The organism is Streptomyces sp. NPDC004542 (genome assembly GCF_040610035.1).
Classification (GTDB): domain Bacteria; phylum Actinomycetota; class Actinomycetes; order Streptomycetales; family Streptomycetaceae; genus Streptomyces.
Window position 1 is genome coordinate 1 of record NZ_JBEXLP010000077.1, and the last position, 17,786, is coordinate 17,786.

The following is a 17,786-nucleotide window of genomic DNA, read 5'->3' on the forward strand; positions in this document are numbered from 1 at the left end:
GCGAAGTACGCCGACGCCTGACGCCCGGCGCCGACGCCCGGCGCCGACGCCCGGCGCCGACGCCCGGCGCCGACGCCCGGCGCCGACGCCCGGCGGGGACGGCTGGCGCCGACGGGGTGCGCCCGCCGCCGGCACGGGGGGTTCCGGCCTCGCGCGTGGGCAGGCACTGTGGGAGAGGGAGCAATTGCCCCAGCCCCCACCCAAGGCGGTGACAGGCAACATGGCACTGGGTACGGCCACGGACCGGTACGAGCTGCGGTTCGACGCGGGGCGGATCTGCCTGGATCTCCTCTCCACCACCCACCCCGGTGAACGGCTCTGCTCCGTGGAGCCGTTGCGCGCCTGGATCACCGGCTCGGGACTCGTACCGCCCGGCACCCCGCTGGCGCACGCCGACGGCTCCTGGCTCGAGGGCTTCCGTGAACTGCGGCGTTGCGTCGCACTGTTGATACGGGCCGGCGTCAACTCCCGGTCATCCGGCGCCGGGGCCGGGTCCGGCACCGGCCCCGGCAGCAGGCCGTACGGTCTCGCGCTCGGCCGTCTCAACGAGTTCGCCCGGCCCGCGCCCCCGGCCCCGCGCGCGGTGCTCACCGAGAGCGGGGCACTCGTGCGGGAGTCGGACGGACCGCCGTGCCGCGCGGCACTGCTCGCTGTCGTCGCCCGGGACGCCGTGGAACTGCTGACCGATCCGGTCGCGTGGGCGGCCGTGCGGGAGTGCGAGGGGGACAACTGCCCCATCATGTACGTGGACACGTCCCGCGGGCGGCGCCGGCGGTGGTGTTCGAGCGAGGTCTGCGGGAACCGGGAACGGGTCGCCCGGCACCGTCGGCGGGCGGCGCTCGCGCGAGCCTGAGTGTCCGTTAGGTGTCTTCTGTGCACTAGGACCCGTTCTGGCGCCGAAGTGATTTCCGTAACACCGCGTTTGTCCCCGGCGCCGCGCGGGCAGCTTCGGCCCGTCCGGCGATGTGTCGGAAATGTAAAGATCATGCGGTGGGAATGTGCGTGCATGTCCCCATCGTCACGTCACTCCAGAGAAATTTGTCACTCGCGTTTGAACACGCCTCGGGCCACTTCCGTACGTGTGGGCGAGCGACCGACTGGGGGAACCCCCGGACACCGGAGGTGGGCGTGCGCAAGGATGCGGCCGTGGCCAATGAACGTGGATCGAGGGCCCGACATCGCATGTCCCAGCCCTCGGAGCCTGACGAGGAGCTGATGCGTGCTCTGTACAGAGAGCACGCCGGACCCCTCCTTGCGTATGTCCTGCGCCTGGTTGCCGGAGACCGCCAGCGGGCCGAGGACGTCGTACAGGAGACGCTCATCCGTGCCTGGAAGAACGCCGGTCAGCTCAATCGAGCGACCGGATCGGTACGCCCCTGGCTGGTGACGGTCGCACGCCGCATCGTCATCGACGGCCACCGCAGCCGGCAGGCCCGGCCGCAGGAGGTCGATCCGTCGCCGCTGGAGGTCATCCCCGCGGAGGACGAGATCGACAAGGCGCTGTGGCTGATGACGCTGTCGGACGCGCTCGACGACCTGACCCCTGCCCACCGGGAGGTCCTCGTCGAGACCTATTTCAAGGGGCGTACCGTCAACGAGGCGGCCGAGACGCTGGGCATTCCCAGCGGCACCGTCCGCTCTCGGGTGTTCTACGCCCTGCGGTCGATGAAGCTCGCACTGGAGGAGCGGGGGGTGACGGCGTGATGAGTGTCTACGGGGGATTCGGAGCGGGAGGTCCGGGTATGTCTGGACCCATGAGCCCCAGGCAGGGTCCGGTGCCCAACGAGCACGAGACCGTCGGCGCCTACGCCCTCGGCATCCTCGACGACGCGGAAGCCACCGCTTTCGAGGCGCATCTCGCCACCTGCGAGTGGTGCGCCCAGCAGCTCGACGAGCTCGCCGGGATGGAGCCGATGCTGGCCGCCCTCGCGGACCTGCCGGGCACCGGGACACCCGCGATCGGCGAATCGCTCTCCGCCAAGCCCGCCCCGCGGCTGATGGAGAAGCTCGTCGACGAGGTCGCCGAGCGCCGCGCCCAGAAGCGCCGCAAGAGCTTCTACATGATCGCCGCGGCCGCCGCCCTGATCATCACCGGTCCGGTGGCCGTGATGGCGGTGAACGGCGTCGGGGACTCGGGCCAGCAGGCCACGACCCTGTCGGCCACCGCCAAGGACGCGTTCAACCACATGTCCGACAAGGTCACCGCGACGGACACGAGTACCAAGGTCACCGCGACCGTGGCGACGGCGGAGAAGAACTGGGGCACCGCGGGCGTCGTCCAGATCAAGAACGTCAAGGGCCCCCTGAAGTGCTCGCTCATCGCCGTCGGCAAGAACGGCGAGCGCGAGACGATGACCTCCTGGTCGGTACCGGACCAGGGCTACGGGATCCCCGACGCCAAGACGGAGGAGGCCAAGCAGCCCCTCTACGCCCAGGGCGGCGCCGCCTTCAAGACGAACGAGATCGATCACTTCGAGGTCATGACCTTCGACGGCAAGAAGCTGGTCCAGGTCGACGCGTAGGTCCCTCCGGCGGCTCGCAGCCGACCGGACGGCCTGCGCCCGGCACGGGTGATCCGGGCCCGGTACGCGCGCCCGCGGTACTGCCGCGGACGCGCGTGCCGGGCCCGCGTCTTTCCGGCCGGGGCCGGCCGGGCGGGCCCCTCGCATCGAGGGGCCCTCTTCGCGTACGGTTGACGGCTGCCCAGCACGTCAGAAGGGGGCCCGGTGGCCGCTCAGGCTCAACAGGAAACCGCGGTCGGCTCGGTTCACGACTCCGCGCAGGACTCCCTGCGCGACCGAGAGATCAGCGTGGAACAGGAACACCTGGACCGGGTGTACCGGCGCCTCGAGGAGAAGATCCACGAGGCCGAGTTCCTCATGCACGACGCGGCCAAGCGCGGCCAGGTCGGCACCCCCGGCGCGCTCGCCGAGCGCGACGCGCAGGTCTTCCGGGCGGGCGTCCACCTGAACCGGCTGAACAACGAGTTCGAGGACTTCCTGTTCGGCCGGATCGACCTGCTGCTCGGCAAGGACGGCAAGAAGGGCCCCGACGGCGCGTACACCGCGGTCGAGCCCGCCGAGGGAGCCGTCCGGGAGGACGGTACGGCCGACATCGCCGAGACGCTGCACATCGGCCGCATCGGCGTCCTCGACCAGGACTACGCCCCCCTGGTGATCGACTGGCGGGCACCCGCCGCGGCCCCCTTCTACCGCTCCACCCCGGTCGACCCCGGGCGGGTCGTGCGCCGGCGCGTCATCCGCTCCAAGGGGCGCAGGGTCCTCGGCGTCGAGGACGACCTGATGCGCCCCGAACTGAAGGCCCGCCTCGACGGCGGCGAGCTGCCCGTGATCGGCGACGGCGCCCTCATGGCCGCCCTCGGCCAGGCCCGTACGCACACCATGCGGGACATCGTCGCCTCCATCCAGGCCGAGCAGGACCTGGTGATCCGCGCCCCCGCCGCCTCCGTGACGTACGTCGAGGGCGGGCCGGGCACCGGCAAGACGGCCGTGGCCCTGCACCGGGCCGCCTACCTCCTCTACCAGGACCGGCGCCGGTACGCGGGCGGCATCCTGATCGTCTCGCCCACCCCGCTGCTCGTGGCGTACACCGAGGGCGTGCTGCCCTCGCTCGGCGAGGAGGGGCAGGTCGCCATCCGCGCGATCGGCTCGCTGGTCGAGGGCGCCGAGGCCACCCTGTACGACTCCCCGTCCGTGGCCCGCGCCAAGGGCTCGTACCGGATGCTGAAGGTGCTGCGGAAGGCGGCCCGGGGGGCCCTGGAACTGGGGCCGGGCGGCGGCGCCGCGCGTCCGGCCGGTGCCGGGCAGGCCACCGCCGGCCAGATCGCCTTCGGCGACGACGACACCGACACCGACGTACCGGCGGCGCGGACGCACACCGGCCCGCCCGCCCGGCTCCGCGTCGTCGCCTTCGGGCGGCGGCTGGAGCTGGAGGCGGACGCGCTGGAACGTATCCGCCGTACGGCCCTGGGCGGTACCGCGCCCGTCAACCTGCTCCGCCCCCGCGCCCGCAAGCTGCTCCTGGACGCCCTCTGGTCCCTGTCCGGGGCGGGCACCCGGCACACGGATCCCGAGCTGGCCGCCGAGCTGCGGTCCTCGTTCGACGAGGACGTGAGCACGGAGGACAGCTTCCTCGCGTTCCTCGACGCGTGGTGGCCCGAGCTGACCCCGCAGGCCGTCCTCGCGGCCATGGCGGACGAGCGGCGGCTCGGCCGCTGGGCCCGGCGGATCCTGAACCCCGGCGAGGTCCGCAAGGTCGCCCGCTCCCTGAGGCGGGACGGCCACTCCGTGCACGACATCGCGATGCTCGACGAGCTCCAGTCCGTCCTCGGCGCCCCGGCCCGCCCGAAGAAGAGACGCGAGCTGGACCCGCTGGAGCAGCTGACCGGCCTGGAGGAGCTGATGCCGGTCCGCGAGGAGTCGCAGCGCGAGCGGGCCGAACGGCTGGCACAGGAGCGCACCGAGTACGCCCACGTCATCGTCGACGAGGCACAGGACCTCACGCCGATGCAGTGGCGCATGGTCGGCCGCCGGGGCCGGCACGCCACCTGGACGGTCGTCGGCGACCCCGCCCAGTCCTCCTGGTCCGACCCGGACGAGGCGGCCGAGGCCCGCGACGAGGCCCTGGGCACCCGTCCGCGCCGCCGCTTCCAGCTGACCGTGAACTACCGCAACCCCGCGGAGATCGCCGAACTGGCCGCGAAGGTCCTCGCCCTCGCCATGCCCGGCTCCCAGGCCCCCTCGGCCGTACGGTCCACCGGCGTCGAGCCCCGCTTCGGCGTCGTCGGCGAAGGCATGCCGTCAGGCACCCGGGACTCCCTGGAGAAGACCGTGCGCGCGGAGGCCGAGCGGCTGCTGGATGTGGTGGACGGCACGGTCGGCGTGGTCGTCGCCATGCACCGGCGCGCGGAGGCCGCCCGCTGGCTGGCCGGGCTCGGCGACCGGGTGGTGGCGCTGGGCAGTCTGGAGGCCAAGGGCCTGGAGTACGACGCCACCGTGGTCGTCTCGCCGGCGGAGATCGCCGACGAGTCGCCGGCCGGGCTGCGGGTGCTGTACGTGGCGCTGACCAGGGCGACCCAGCAGCTGACGGTGGTCTCCGGGGAGCGGGACCAGCCGGACTCCGCCGGGGTGCCGGACCTGCTCCGGGACTGAGCGCCGGGCGCCCGTGCCGCCGGACGCCCGTGCCCCGGCTCCCCGTGCCCCGGTTTCCTGTGAACCGGTTTCCTGTGAACCGTCCGCACGGGAATGGTCTTACGGGATCCGTTTGTTAGCCTGGGTGTGACACCGGCCCGATCCAAGCCCCCGGGCCCAACCTTCGTCGCTACGAGCGACCACTTGCCGCGAGGCGAGCATGGCGGGTCGGTGTCACTGAGCGTCCGAGAGGCCCACATCCGATGTGATGTGGGCCTCTTTCGTGGTGAACAAAACGTTCTCAATGCGGTCTGGCTAACGCCTACTCGGCGGTAGGTGCGACGATCGGACCGCATTACCCGCGACACGGTGAAAGAGGAAGTCGGCCATGGCAACGGCGCCCAGCGTCTCCTACTCGATGACGGTCCGGCTGGAGGTGCCCGCGAGCGGAACCGCCGTCTCGCAGCTCACCACCGCCGTGGAGTCCTCCGGAGGCTCGGTGACCGGCCTCGACGTCACCGCGTCCGGCCACGAGAAGCTCAGGATCGACGTCACCATCGCGGCCACCTCGACCGCGCACGCCGACGAGATCGTCGGCAAGCTCCGCGACATCGAGGGCGTCACGCTGGGCAAGGTCTCGGACCGTACCTTCCTCATGCACCTCGGCGGCAAGATCGAGATGGCGTCGAAGCACCCCATCCGCAACCGTGACGACCTGTCCATGGTCTACACGCCCGGGGTGGCCCGGGTCTGCATGGCGATCGCCGAGAACCCCGAGGACGCCCGCCGCCTCACCATCAAGCGCAACTCCGTTGCGGTCGTGACGGACGGCTCCGCCGTGCTGGGCCTGGGCAACATCGGCCCGAAGGCCGCGCTGCCCGTCATGGAGGGCAAGGCGGCCCTCTTCAAGCGTTTCGCCGGCATCGACGCCTGGCCGATCTGCCTGGACACCCAGGACTCCGACGCGATCGTCGAGATCGTCAAGGCGATCGCCCCCGGGTTCGCCGGCATCAACCTCGAGGACATCTCCGCGCCCCGCTGCTTCGAGATCGAGGCGCGGCTGCGCGAGGCCCTCGACATCCCCGTCTTCCACGACGACCAGCACGGTACGGCGATCGTCGTCCTCGCCGCGCTGAAGAACGCACTTCGCTGCACCGGCAAGGCGATCGAGAACATCCGCGTCGTGATGTCCGGCGCCGGCGCGGCCGGTACGGCCATCCTCAAGCTGCTGCTCGCGGCGGGTGTGAAGAACGCCGTAGTCGCCGACATCCAGGGTGTCGTGCACGCCGGCCGCGAGGACCTGGTGGACGCCCCGGTCGGCTCGGCGCTGCGCTGGATCGCCGACAACACCAACCCCGAGAACCTTTCGGGCACGCTGAAGGAGGCCGTGCGCGGCGCCGACGTCTTCATCGGCGTCTCCGCCCCGAACGTCCTCGACGGCGACGACGTGGCGGCCATGGCCGAGGGTGCGATCGTGTTCGCGCTCGCGAACCCGGACCCCGAGGTGGACCCGGCAATCGCCCGGCAGACGGCCGCAGTTGTCGCCACCGGCCGCTCGGACTTCCCCAACCAGATCAACAACGTGCTGGTCTTCCCCGGTGTCTTCCGAGGTCTGCTGGACGCGCAGTCCCGCACGGTGAACACGGAGATGATGCTCGCCGCCGCGCAGGCGCTGGCCGACGTGGTGACCGAGGACGAGCTCAACCCGAACTACATCATCCCCAGCGTCTTCAACGACAAGGTCGCCGGCGCGGTGGCCGGCGCGGTGCGGGAGGCGGCCAGGGCGGTGGCCGCTGCGTCATAGGACGCGGAGCGGGTAGGCGTGGTCCGGAGCGGGACGCACAGCGTGTGAGCATCCCCACGGCGCGGTGTGGTATCGGCGCGTCGTGGAACCCGGCTCGTGGAGTCGGCGTCTAGGGTGTCGGCCACGTTCGGGCACTCTTTTCGTGTGACTCCCTAGGGTGTTCTCACGACTCCTACGGGTGCCGGATTGGCTTTCCCGCCGCAGGTAGGGGCAGGATGCGTCCCTGGGCGCGAGGGTCTGACGACGGACCCGGGTCCGGGGACTCTCCGAGGACCCTGGCAGCATCGGCATGGCCGTGCCCTTCACGCGGCTCAGCCGCGTGGCACGCCTCAACGGCAAGAAGAACACGGGAGTAACAACATGAACCGCAGTGAGCTGGTGGCCGCGCTGGCCGACCGTGCCGAGGTGACCCGCAAGGACGCCGACGCCGTGCTGGCCGCGTTCGCCGAGACCGTCGGCGAGGTCGTCGCGAAGGGCGACGAGAAGGTCACCATCCCTGGCTTCCTGACCTTCGAGCGCACCCACCGTGCCGCTCGTACCGCTCGTAACCCGCAGACCGGTGAGCCCATCAACATCCCGGCCGGTTACAGCGTGAAGGTCTCCGCGGGCAGCAAGCTCAAGGAAGCGGCCAAGGGTCAGTGACCTTGCCGTCCGTGCACCGCGGGACGGTGTACGGCCTGTAGAACGCCGATGGGGCGGCACCCGGACTCGGGTGCCGCCCCGTTCTCGCCCGCCGCTCCTGAAAGCCTCCGAGCGCCCCGGCCCCGCCCGTGCGCGGCCGGAGCCAGGGCTGTGGCCGTGGCCCCGGCCGCGCGGACGGGCTCAGCCGAGGGCTTTGCCCGGGAGCTCGACCTTCGCACCGAGCTCCACGAGCTTCTCCATGAAGTTCTCGTAGCCGCGGTTGATCAGTTCGATGCCGTGGACGCGGGACGTGCCCTGGGCGGCCAGCGCGGCGATCAGGTACGAGAAGCCGCCGCGCAGGTCCGGGATGACCAGGTCGGCGCCCTGGAGCTTGGTGGGGCCCGACACCACGGCGGAGTGCAGGAAGTTGCGCTGGCCGAACCGGCAGTCGGAGCCGCCCAGGCACTCACGGTAGAGCTGGATGTGGGCGCCCATCTGGTTGAGCGCGGAGGTGAAGCCCAGGCGGGACTCGTAGACCGTCTCGTGGATGATCGACAGGCCGGTCGCCTGCGTGAGGGCCACGACCAGCGGCTGCTGCCAGTCCGTCTGGAAGCCGGGGTGCACGTCCGTCTCCAGCGCGATGGACTTCAACTGGCCGCCGGGGTGCCAGAAGCGGATGCCCTCGTCGTCTATCTCGAAGGCACCGCCCACCTTGCGGTAGGTGTTGAGGAAGGTCATCATCGAGCGCTGCTGGGCGCCGCGGACATAGATGTTGCCCTCGGTCGCCAGCGCCGCCGACGCCCAGGACGCCGCCTCCAGGCGGTCCGAGAGGGCACGGTGGGTGTAGCCGCCCAGCTTGTCCACACCGGTGATGCGGATCGTGCGGTCGGTGTCCATCGCGATGATCGCGCCCATCTTCTGCAGAACGCAGATGAGGTCCTCGATCTCCGGCTCGACGGCCGCGTTGGACAACTCGGTGACACCCTCGGCGAGTACGGCCGTCAGCAGCACCTGCTCGGTCGCGCCGACGGACGGGTACGGCAGCCGGATCTTCGTACCGCGCAGCCCCTTGGGGGCCTCCAGGTACTGGCCGTCGGCCCGCTTCTCGATGGTCGCGCCGAACTGCCGCAGCACGTCGAAGTGGAAGTCGATGGGCCGGCCGCCGATGTCGCAGCCGCCCAGCCCCGGGATGAAGGCGTGGCCGAGACGGTGCAGGAGAGGACCGCAGAACAGGATCGGAATGCGGCTCGAACCGGCGTGGGCATCGATGTCGGCGACGTTCGCGCTCTCCACGTACGTCGGATCGAGGACCAGTTCGCCGGGTTCCTCACCCGGACGGACCGTCACCCCGTGCAGTTGGAGCAGGCCGCGTACCACGCGCACGTCACGGATGTCCGGAACGTTGCGCAGCCGGCTCGGCGCACTGCCCAGCAGGGCGGCGACCATGGCCTTGGGCACGAGGTTCTTCGCGCCGCGGACACGGATCTCGCCCTCCAGCGGGGTGCCGCCGTGGACAAGCAGGACATCGTCGTTGACGGTCATGTATCTCGCGTTCCGATGAGTCGGGCAGGGTTCGGCCGATCACTTTGCGCAAGGGCCGGAGAGACAGGGTAATCGCCGATCACCCCCCTCCCGTAGGCCCAGGGACCACCCAGCTAGGTCATAGCTGTGTCACAACACGAAGGGTGCCCCGCCGGCCACGTACCGTCATCGTCCCGGCCGTGCGCTCGGGTGCGCGCCATTGCGCCCTGAGCTGCATTCACTCCCGGGCACCGGTTGGCTCCCCATGCGGAGGGAAGATGCGGGATCATGTCTGGCATGACCGAGGTGTCCTCGCTCACAGGACGGCTGCTCGTGGCAACGCCCGCCCTGGCGGACCCGAACTTCGACCGCGCGGTGGTGCTCCTTCTCGACCACGACGAGAAGGGCTCCCTCGGTGTCGTCCTCAACCGCCCCACCCCGGTGGACGTGGGTGACATCCTGGAGGGCTGGGCCGATCTCACCGGCGAGCCCGGTGTGGTCTTCCAGGGCGGACCGGTGTCGCTGGACTCGGCGCTCGGTGTCGCCGTCATCCCCGGTGGCGCGGGCGGTGACCACGCCCCGCTCGGCTGGCGCCGGGTGCACGGCGCGATCGGGCTCGTCGACCTGGAGGCCCCGCCGGAGCTGCTCGCCTCGGCCGTCGGCTCCCTGCGCATCTTCGCCGGATACGCCGGCTGGGGCCCCGGCCAGCTGGAGGACGAGCTGGTGGAGGGCGCCTGGTACGTCGTGGAGTCCGAGCCCGGTGACGTGTCGTCCCCGTCCCCGGAGAGACTCTGGCGCGAGGTCCTGCGCCGCCAGCGCAGTGAGCTGGCGATGGTGGCCACCTATCCGGACGACCCGTCGCTCAACTGATGCGTGTGAGCTTCAGTACCCTTGGGCGCATGAGCACTCTCGAGCCCGAGCGCGGGACTGGTACGGGGACCCTCGTTGAGCCGACGCCGCAGGTGTCCCACGGTGACGGCGACCATGAGCGCTTCGCCCACTACGTCCAGAAGGACAAGATCATGGCGAGCGCCCTGGACGGCACCCCCGTCGTGGCGCTGTGCGGCAAGGTGTGGGTGCCGGGCCGCGACCCGAAGAAGTACCCCGTGTGCCCGATGTGCAAGGAGATCTACGACTCCATGGGCAGCGGCGGCGACGAGGGTGGCAAGGACAAGTAGCGACAGGCAGCTCTCGGCGAGGCCCCCGGAGCGTGTGCGGCACGCCCCGGGGGCTCGCGTGCGCCCGCGCGGGGAAGTGGTCGAGACCTCTTGTCGGCATGTCGGCGCGCCCCTGGCCTTCGTGTCGTTGAGCGATGCGGAACGGTCGTTGCGGATGGCGCAACGACGTGACGTGTCCGGTGGCCGGGGCGGGGGCTGACGTGAGCGAACTGATCCCGGCGCCGCGCACCGTCGACGGCCCCCCGGGCCGCGCGGTCCAGCTCGACCGGTACACCGTCCTGTGGGACGCCCCGGGCACCGGCACCACGGAGCGCCGGCTGCGCTCCGTGCTCGGCGCGGCCCTCGCCCTGCCCCTGCCGCCGGGGCCGGGAGGGTGCGCGCAACTCCGTGCGCCTGCGCCTGGACGGCGCGCTGGAGCCGGAGGCGTACGCGCTCGGCGCCGTCCCCGGCCGGGGTGCCGAGATCCGCGGGGGTGACGCGGCCGGGGTCTTCTGGGGCGCGCAGACCCTGCGTCAGCTGCTCGGCCCCGACGCCTTCCGGCGCGCCCCCGTGCGCCCGGGCGCCGCCCACGCGGTCCCGCACCGGACCGTCGAGGACGCCCCCCGCTTCCGCCGGCGCGGCATCCTGCTCGACGTGGCACGGCACTTCATGCCCAAGGACGGCGTGCCGCGCTCTCTGGATCTGCTGGCCGCGCACAAACTCGACGTCCCGCACCTTCACCTGACGGACGACCAGGGCCGGCGGATCGAGATCGAACGGTATCCGGAACCGACCGGCACCGGATCGTGGCGGACGCGGACGAAATCCGGCCACGGGGACTCACCGCTGTGGGACGAAAAGCCGCACGGTGGCCACTACACCCAGGACGACATCCGGGAGATCGTCGCCTACGCCGCCGAGGGGCATATCACCCCGGAAAGCGACGTACCGGGCCACTCGCAGGCCGCCATCGCCGCGTATCCCGAGCTCGGCAACACCGACGTCATCGACACCACCGCCCTTTCCGTCCAGGACACCTGGGGAATCGACCCCAACGTACCCGCCCCCACCGACAACACCCTCCGCTTCTACGAAGCGGTGTTCGAGGAAGTACTCGCTCTCTTCCCCGGGGAGTTCGTCCACACGGGCGCCGACGAATGCCCCAAGGGGCAGTGGAGGCGTTCGGTGGCCGTCCGGGCCCGCATCGCGGAACCCGGTCTCGCCGACGAGGACGAACTGCAGTCCTGGTTCATCGGCCACTTCGCCAAGTGGCTTTCCGCGCGCGGACGCAGGCTCATCGGCTGGGGCGAGATCCTGGGGGGCGGACTCCCCGGGGGCGCCGCCGTGTCGTCCTGGCGCGGCTAGGGCGGCGGGATCGCCGCGGCGCGGGCCGGTCACGACGTCGTGATCTGCCCCGAGCAGCACGTGTACCTCGACCACCGGCAGGACGCCGGCGCCGACGAACCCGTACCGATCGGCTTCGTGCGCACCCTGGAGGCCGTCTACCGCTTCGAACCGGTACCGCCGCGGCTCACCGGGGAGGAGGCACGCCGGGTGCTGGGCACCCAGGCCAACATCTGGACGGAGGCGACGGAGGACGCCGCGCGCGTGGACTACCAGGTCTTCCCGCTGCTCGCCGCCTTCGCCGAGGTGGCCTGGAGTGTCCTGCCGGGCCCGGCGGAACGGGACTTCGCCGGTTTCGAACGCCGGATGGCCGCCCGCTACCGCAGGCTCGACGCCCTCGGCGTCGCCTACCGCCCGCCGGGCGGGCCCCGGCCGTGGCAGCGGCGGCCCGGCGTGCTCGGTCGCCCGATCGAGGGGCCACCCCCGAACCGCTAGACGAAAAGGGGCAAGTGGGCGAAGGTGCCGGAAAAGCCCCCAATGCCTCCTAGCGGACCCCCGCGTTACGGCCCTGCGAAGATGTGCCAGAGTTGCCACGTCCGCCCTGTCAGCACGTACCGTACGGCAGCACAGGCGGACCAGGTGGGGCAGCGGGAAGGGGCAGCCGGTTTGACCACGCACGCACCGCAGGCGGCGCAGGCCGTCACGCTGCCCACGACACTGGACGAGGCCGTGGCGGCGCTCGCCGCCATGCCCGCGGCCGTACCGGTGGCGGGCGGCACCGACCTGATGGCCGCCGTCAACTCCGGGCAGCTCAGGCCCGCCGCCCTGGTGGGTCTCGGCCGGATCAGCGAGATCCGCGGCTGGCAGTACCAGGACGGCCACGCGCTGCTCGGCGCCGGCCTCACGCACGCGCGCATGGGCCGCCCCGACTTCGCGGCCCTCATCCCGGCGCTCGCCGCCGCCGCGCGCGCCGCCGGCCCGCCGCACATCCGCAACGCGGGCACCCTGGGCGGCAACATCGCCTCGGCCGCGCCCACCGGCGACGCGCTGCCGGTGCTGGCCGCCCTGGAGGCGACGCTGATCATCGCGGGCCCGGGCGGGGTCCGCCGGGAGATCCCGGTGTCGCACCTGCTGGCCGGGGTCGACATGCTGCGCGGCGGTGAACTCATCGGCTACGTGCGCGTGCCGCTGCTGCACGCCCCGCAGGTCTTCCTGAAGGCCACCGGGCGGACCGGCCCCGGCCGCGCGCTCGCCTCCGTGTCGCTGGTCCTCGACCCGGCGCGGCGCGGAGTGCGGTGCGCGGTGGGCGCCATAGCACCGATGCCGCTGCGGCCCCTGGAGGCCGAGCAGTGGGTCGCCCGGCTCATCGACTGGGACAACGACCGCGCGATCGTCCCCGAGGCGCTCAACGCCTTCGGCGAGTACGTCGCCGCGGCCTGCATCCCGGACCCGGTGCCGGAACCGGACGGCTCCGTACCGCAGCTTCCGCCCGCCGTACTGCACCTGCGGCGCACCGTCGCCGCGCTGGCCCGACGAGCACTGGGGAGGGCGCTGTCGTGACCGACGACCAGCACGGAGAGGGCGCGCCCCAGGGCGGTGGGCGCTGGGACCCGCTGCCCCAGGGCGACTACGACGACGGCGCCACCGCCTTCGTGAAGCTCCCCGAGGGCGGCATCGACGCCCTCCTGGCCGCACCCGGTCACGGCTACGTGCCGCCGCAGATCACGGTGGCCCCCGGTGTGGACCCCGGCGCCGACCCGGCGGCCGGCGGCACCTGGGCGGTACCGGACGCCGGCGCCCACTGGCCCGACCCGAACGCCGTACCGCAGGGCGGAAACACCGGGGCGGACGACCGGTTCACGTACAACCCCGCCACCACGCAGCAGTGGACCTACGACGAGCCCGCGCCCGCCGCACCGGCCCCCGGCCACGATGTGACCGGGCAGTGGTCCATCCCCGTCGCGGACGGCGACCTCCCGGACGAATCGGGCGAGTTCACCACCTCCTCCCTGGTCGGCCAGTGGGGCGGCGGCGCACCGCCGGCCACCCTCCCGGGCGGCGCCCCCGCCCCCTGGGCGACGGAGACCACCGGCCGGCCCTGGGGGCAGCCCGAGCAGGACACGGACGGCGGACAGCCGACGGGGCCGGGAGGCCACGCGGCGCCCGAGCACCCCGCCCACGAGGACTTCCGCCCCGGCACGCCGTACGCCGGGCCACCGGCCGGGCCGGCGCCGGAGACCGAGGCCGCCGAGCCGGCCGAGGCGCCCCCGCAGGCGCAGGAGGCCGCCACGGCCCCTGACGGGCCCGCTGAGCCCCCCGCGGCCCCCGGGACGGATGTGGACAGCGCGCCCGAGCCGGAGGCCGCCGAAGAGGCCGCCACGGGCGACGACGCGGCACCCCCGCCCGACACCGCGCACGCGGCCCAGGACGAAGCGCACACGGCCCAGGGCGAAGCGCACGCGGCTCAGGACGAAGCGCACGCGGACCAGGACGCGGCGCGGGCGGCCGAGGAGGAGGCGCCCCCGCCCCTCGCGCACGACGAACACCCCCTCGCCTCCTACGTCCTGCGCGTCAACGACACCGACCGCCCCGTCACCGACGCCTGGATCGGCGAGTCCCTGCTGTACGTGCTGCGCGAGCGGCTCGGCCTCGCCGGGGCCAAGGACGGCTGCTCGCAGGGCGAGTGCGGGGCCTGCAACGTCCAGGTCGACGGACGGCTCGTCGCCTCCTGCCTGGTGCCCGCCGTCACCGCCGCCGGCAGCGAGGTGCGCACCGTCGAGGGCCTCGCGGCCGACGGCCGGCCCTCCGACGTCCAGCGGGCGCTCGCCAAGTGCGGTGCGGTGCAGTGCGGATTCTGCGTCCCCGGTATGGCGATGACCGTGCACGACCTGCTCGAGGGCAATCCGGCCCCGACCGACCTGGAGGCCCGCCAGGCGCTGTGCGGCAACCTGTGCCGCTGCTCCGGCTACCGGGGCGTCCTGGACGCCGTCCAGGAGGTCGTCGCCGAACGCGAGGCGTACGCCGCCGCCGACGCCGAGACGGACGCGGACGGCGTACGTATTCCGCACCAGGCGGGCCCGGGAGGGGGCGGCGTCAACGCGTCGGCCTTCGACTCACCGGGGACCTTCGGCGGTCCCGGACCGCACGACCGGCACTACGGCCAGGACGGAGGCCAGGCGTGAGCAACGAAGCCGCCACCGCGACCAGTCCCGCGGAGCCCGCCCCCGCCGCCGAACCACTGCCGCACGGGCTCGGCGCCTCCCTGCCCGCGGCCGACGCCCGCGCCAAGACCGAGGGCACCTTCCCGTACGCGGCCGACCTGTGGGCCGAGGGCCTGCTCTGGGCGGCCGTACTGCGCTCCCCGCACGCGCACGCGCGCATCGTCTCGATCGACACCTCCCACGCGCGCGAGATGCCCGGGGTACGGGCCGTCGTCACCCACGAGGACGTCCCCGGCACCCCGCGCCACGGCCGGGGCACCCCCGACCGCCCCGTGTTCGCCTCCGAGGTCGTACGCCACCACGGCGAGCCCATCGCCGCGGTCGCCGCCGACCACCCCGACACCGCGCGGATGGCCGCGGCGGCCGTCATCGTCGAGTACGAGGTGCTCGACCCGGTGACCGACCCCGAGCAGGCCTTCGAAGCCGAACCGCTGCACCCCGACGGCAACCTGATCCGGCACATCCCGCTGCGCCACGGCGACCCGGACGCGCAGGGCGAGCTCGTCGTCGAGGGCCTGTACCGCATCGGCCGCCAGGACCCCGCCCCCATCGGCGCGGAGGCCGGCCTCGCCGTGCCCCGCCCCGACGGCGGGGTGGAGCTCTACCTGGCCTCCACCGACCCGCACGCCGACCGCAACACGGCCGCCGCCGTCCTCGGCCTGACCCCCGAGCGGGTGAAGATCGTCGTCACCGGCGTCCCCGGCGCCACCGCCGACCGCGAGGACCAGGGCTTCCAGCTCCCGCTCGGCCTGCTCGCCCTCAGGACCGGCTGCCCGGTGAAGCTGACGGCGACCCGCGAGGAGTCCTTCCTCGGCCACACCCACCGCCACCCGACCCTGCTCCGCTACCGGCACCACGCCGACGCCGACGGCAGGCTGGTCAAGGTCGAGGCGCAGATCCTCCTCGACGCGGGCGCGTACGCCGACACCTCCGCCGAGGCCCTGGCCGCCGCCGTGTCCTTCGCCTGCGGCCCCTACGTGGTCCCGAACGCCTTCATCGAGGGCTGGGCCGTCCGCACCAACAACCCGCCCTCCGGCCACGTGCGCGGCGAGGGCGCCATGCAGGTGTGCGCCGCCTACGAGGCGCAGATGGACAAGCTCGCCAAGAAGCTCGCCCTGGACCCGGCCGAGCTGCGCCTGCGCAACGCGCTCGCGACCGGTGACGTCCTGCCGATCGGCCAGACGGTGACCTGCCCGGCCCCCGTCGCCGAACTCCTCCAGGCGGTACGCGACTTCCCGCTCCCGGCGCTGCCCAAGGACACGCCCGAGGAGGAGTGGCTGCTGCCCGGCGGCCCCGAGGGCGCGGGCGAACCGGGCGCGGTGCGCCGGGGCGTCGGCTACGGCCTGGGCATGGTGCACATGCTCGGCGCGGAGGGCGCGGACGAGGTCTCCACGGCGACGGTGAAGGTCCACGACGGCATCGCCACGGTCCTGTGCGCGGCCGTGGAGACGGGCCAGGGCTTCACGACCCTCGCCCGGCAGATCGTCCAGGAGACCCTCGGCATCGACGAGGTGCACGTGGCCCCCGTCGACACCGACCAGCCCCCGGCCGGCGCGAGCTGCCGCGGACGGCACACCTGGGTGTCGGGCGGCGCGGTGGAACGGGCGGCGAAGATGGTCCGCACCCAGCTGCTGCAGCCCCTGGCGCACAAGTTCGGCATGTCGACCGAGCTGCTCCAGATCACCGACGGCAAGATCACCTCGTACGACGGCGTGCTGTCCACCACCGTCAGCGAGGCGTTGGACGGCAAGGAACTCTGGGCGACGGCCCAGTGCCGGCCGCATCCCACCGAACCACTGGACGGCGCCGGGCAGGGCGACGCCTTCGTGGGCCTGGCCTTCTGCGCGATCCGCGCCGTGGTGGACGTCGACATCGAAATCGGCTCGGTACGGGTCGTGGAGCTGGCCGTCGCCCAGGACGTGGGCCGGGTGCTCAACCCGGCGCAGCTCGCCGCCCGCATCGAGGCCGGGGTCACCCAGGGCGTCGGCATCGCGCTCACCGAGAACCTGCGCACCCCGCGCGGCCTGATCCGCCATCCCGACCTCACCGGGTACGCGCTGCCCACCGCCCTGGACGCCCCCGACATCCAGATCGTCAAACTGGTCGAAGAGCGCGACGTGGTCGCCCCCTTCGGCGCCAAGGCGGTCAGCGCGGTACCGGTGGTCACCTCCCCGGCGGCCATCGCCTCCGCCGTCCGCGCGGCGACCGGCCGCCCGGTCAACCGCCTGCCGATCCGCCCGCAGGCCGCGGTGGTGCACAACCAGTGAGCGAGCAGGGGCCCCAGGAGCAACCGCGCTACGAACCACCGCCCGCGGTGGGCAAGTTGCTGCTGTGGATCCTGCTGTTCCTGGTGGCGGCGGTCGTGGTGGTGCTGGGCGGGGTCTACTTCACCTGATGCACGGGGTCGTCGTGGTCACCGGGGTGATGGCAGCGGGGAAGTCGACCGTCGCCCAGGCGCTGGCGGAGAGGCTCCCGCGCGCGGCGCACGTGCGCGGGGACGTGTTCCGCCGCATGATCGTGTCGGGCCGGGCGGAGTACGTCCCCGGATCCGCGACCGGCGGCGAGGCCGAGGCCCAGCTCCACCTGCGTCAACGCCTGTCGGCGGCGACCGCGGACGCGTACGCGGCGGCCGGGTTCACGGCGGTCGTGCAGGACGTACTGCTCGGCGCGGGCCTGACCGCCTGCCTCGGACTGATCCGCACCCGCCCGCTGCACGTGGTCGTGCTCGCCCCGGCGCCCGAGGTGGTGGCGGCGCGGGAGGCCGGGCGGCCGAAGACCGGGTACGGCGCGTGGACGGTGGCGGAACTGGACGCGGCGCTGCGGGCGGAGACGCCCCGCACGGGACTGTGGCTGGACACCTCGGCGCTGACGGTGAGCGAGACGGTGGACGCGATTCTCGCCGGGACGGAACGGGCCCGGGTCGCCTGACGTCCTTCTCACGGGGCGCGTTGTCAGTGGGGCGGCGTAG

The 17,786-nt window shown here is 72.8% G+C and carries 14 protein-coding genes and 1 pseudogene; 14 read left to right on the forward strand and 1 reads right to left on the reverse strand.

The features are described 5' to 3' along the window. Positions 1 to 220: 220 nt before the first annotated feature. The 6 genes from ABZX30_RS29750 (at position 221) to ABZX30_RS29775 (ending at position 7,596) form a co-directional block, all read left to right on the forward strand. Positions 221 to 853: an ABATE domain-containing protein gene (locus ABZX30_RS29750; RefSeq protein ID WP_355938803.1), complete on the forward strand. Its 633-nt coding sequence runs from the start codon at positions 221 to 223 to the stop codon at positions 851 to 853. A gap of 329 nt (positions 854 to 1,182) precedes the next feature. After that, the gene (locus ABZX30_RS29755; protein ID WP_010039908.1) at positions 1,183 to 1,704 is read left to right on the forward strand and encodes a sigma-70 family RNA polymerase sigma factor; all 522 of its coding nucleotides are present in this window, start codon (positions 1,183 to 1,185) and stop codon (positions 1,702 to 1,704) included. 50 nt (positions 1,705 to 1,754) lie between these two features. Then, entirely contained in the window at positions 1,755 to 2,522 is a 768-nt protein-coding gene (locus tag ABZX30_RS29760; RefSeq protein ID WP_355938805.1) for a zf-HC2 domain-containing protein, read from the forward strand. A 204-nt stretch (positions 2,523 to 2,726) separates the two neighbouring features. Beyond that, positions 2,727 to 5,171: a UvrD-helicase domain-containing protein gene (locus tag ABZX30_RS29765; protein WP_355938807.1), complete on the forward strand. Its 2,445-nt coding sequence runs from the start codon at positions 2,727 to 2,729 to the stop codon at positions 5,169 to 5,171. A gap of 367 nt (positions 5,172 to 5,538) precedes the next feature. Next, the gene (locus ABZX30_RS29770; protein ID WP_355938809.1) at positions 5,539 to 6,954 is read left to right on the forward strand and encodes an NAD-dependent malic enzyme; all 1,416 of its coding nucleotides are present in this window, start codon (positions 5,539 to 5,541) and stop codon (positions 6,952 to 6,954) included. A gap of 360 nt (positions 6,955 to 7,314) precedes the next feature. Next, positions 7,315 to 7,596, forward strand: coding sequence for an HU family DNA-binding protein (locus tag ABZX30_RS29775; RefSeq protein ID WP_067273695.1), 282 nt, complete (start codon positions 7,315 to 7,317; stop codon positions 7,594 to 7,596). Between the two features lie 180 nt (positions 7,597 to 7,776). Here ABZX30_RS29775 and murA read toward each other — a convergent pair whose 3' ends face one another. Continuing rightward, on the reverse strand, positions 7,777 to 9,117 hold the full coding sequence (gene murA / locus ABZX30_RS29780) for a UDP-N-acetylglucosamine 1-carboxyvinyltransferase (protein WP_355938812.1): 1,341 nt from the start codon (positions 9,115 to 9,117) through the stop codon (positions 7,777 to 7,779). A 276-nt stretch (positions 9,118 to 9,393) separates the two neighbouring features. Between murA and ABZX30_RS29785 the strand changes: the two genes are divergently transcribed. The 8 genes and pseudogenes from ABZX30_RS29785 (at position 9,394) to ABZX30_RS29820 (ending at position 17,746) form a co-directional block, all read left to right on the forward strand. Then, positions 9,394 to 9,966, forward strand: coding sequence for a YqgE/AlgH family protein (locus ABZX30_RS29785; RefSeq protein WP_355938858.1), 573 nt, complete (start codon positions 9,394 to 9,396; stop codon positions 9,964 to 9,966). A 29-nt stretch (positions 9,967 to 9,995) separates the two neighbouring features. Next, positions 9,996 to 10,274, forward strand: a complete 279-nt coding sequence (locus ABZX30_RS29790; RefSeq protein WP_310777786.1) for a DUF3039 domain-containing protein — start codon at positions 9,996 to 9,998, stop codon at positions 10,272 to 10,274. Between the two features lie 212 nt (positions 10,275 to 10,486). Then, positions 10,487 to 12,092 (forward strand): annotated as a pseudogene (locus ABZX30_RS29795) (beta-N-acetylhexosaminidase). Between the two features lie 171 nt (positions 12,093 to 12,263). Continuing rightward, on the forward strand, positions 12,264 to 13,157 hold the full coding sequence (locus tag ABZX30_RS29800) for an FAD binding domain-containing protein (protein WP_355938814.1): 894 nt from the start codon (positions 12,264 to 12,266) through the stop codon (positions 13,155 to 13,157). Beyond that, positions 13,154 to 14,779 (forward strand): 2Fe-2S iron-sulfur cluster-binding protein, encoded by a 1,626-nt coding sequence (locus ABZX30_RS29805; RefSeq protein WP_355938816.1) that lies wholly within the window; start codon positions 13,154 to 13,156, stop codon positions 14,777 to 14,779. The genes ABZX30_RS29800 and ABZX30_RS29805 overlap by 4 nt, the downstream gene beginning before the upstream one ends. After that, a complete protein-coding gene (locus ABZX30_RS29810) occupies positions 14,776 to 17,085 on the forward strand; it encodes a molybdopterin cofactor-binding domain-containing protein (protein WP_355938818.1) in 2,310 nt (769 codons plus the stop codon). The genes ABZX30_RS29805 and ABZX30_RS29810 overlap by 4 nt, the downstream gene beginning before the upstream one ends. Beyond that, positions 17,082 to 17,213, forward strand: coding sequence for a hypothetical protein (locus ABZX30_RS29815; protein ID WP_355938820.1), 132 nt, complete (start codon positions 17,082 to 17,084; stop codon positions 17,211 to 17,213). Before ABZX30_RS29810 ends, ABZX30_RS29815 begins: the two co-directional genes overlap by 4 nt. Continuing rightward, positions 17,213 to 17,746 (forward strand): AAA family ATPase, encoded by a 534-nt coding sequence (locus ABZX30_RS29820; protein ID WP_355938822.1) that lies wholly within the window; start codon positions 17,213 to 17,215, stop codon positions 17,744 to 17,746. The genes ABZX30_RS29815 and ABZX30_RS29820 overlap by 1 nt, the downstream gene beginning before the upstream one ends. Positions 17,747 to 17,786: the final 40 nt, after the last annotated feature.

What these genes read in the sequence shown, in the direction of transcription:
- ABZX30_RS29820 (WP_355938822.1), top strand. Translation starts at nt 17,213, where the DNA reads ATGCACGGGGTCGTCGTGGTCACCGGGGTGATGGCAGCGGGGAAGTCG.
- ABZX30_RS29775 (WP_067273695.1), top strand. Translation starts at nt 7,315, where the DNA reads ATGAACCGCAGTGAGCTGGTGGCCGCGCTGGCCGACCGTGCCGAGGTG.
- murA (WP_355938812.1), bottom strand. Translation starts at nt 9,117, where the DNA reads ATGACCGTCAACGACGATGTCCTGCTTGTCCACGGCGGCACCCCGCTG.
- ABZX30_RS29770 (WP_355938809.1), top strand. Translation starts at nt 5,539, where the DNA reads ATGGCAACGGCGCCCAGCGTCTCCTACTCGATGACGGTCCGGCTGGAG.
- ABZX30_RS29760 (WP_355938805.1), top strand. Translation starts at nt 1,755, where the DNA reads ATGAGCCCCAGGCAGGGTCCGGTGCCCAACGAGCACGAGACCGTCGGC.
- ABZX30_RS29785 (WP_355938858.1), top strand. Translation starts at nt 9,394, where the DNA reads ATGACCGAGGTGTCCTCGCTCACAGGACGGCTGCTCGTGGCAACGCCC.
- ABZX30_RS29755 (WP_010039908.1), top strand. Translation starts at nt 1,183, where the DNA reads ATGTCCCAGCCCTCGGAGCCTGACGAGGAGCTGATGCGTGCTCTGTAC.
- ABZX30_RS29750 (WP_355938803.1), top strand. Translation starts at nt 221, where the DNA reads ATGGCACTGGGTACGGCCACGGACCGGTACGAGCTGCGGTTCGACGCG.
- ABZX30_RS29790 (WP_310777786.1), top strand. Translation starts at nt 9,996, where the DNA reads ATGAGCACTCTCGAGCCCGAGCGCGGGACTGGTACGGGGACCCTCGTT.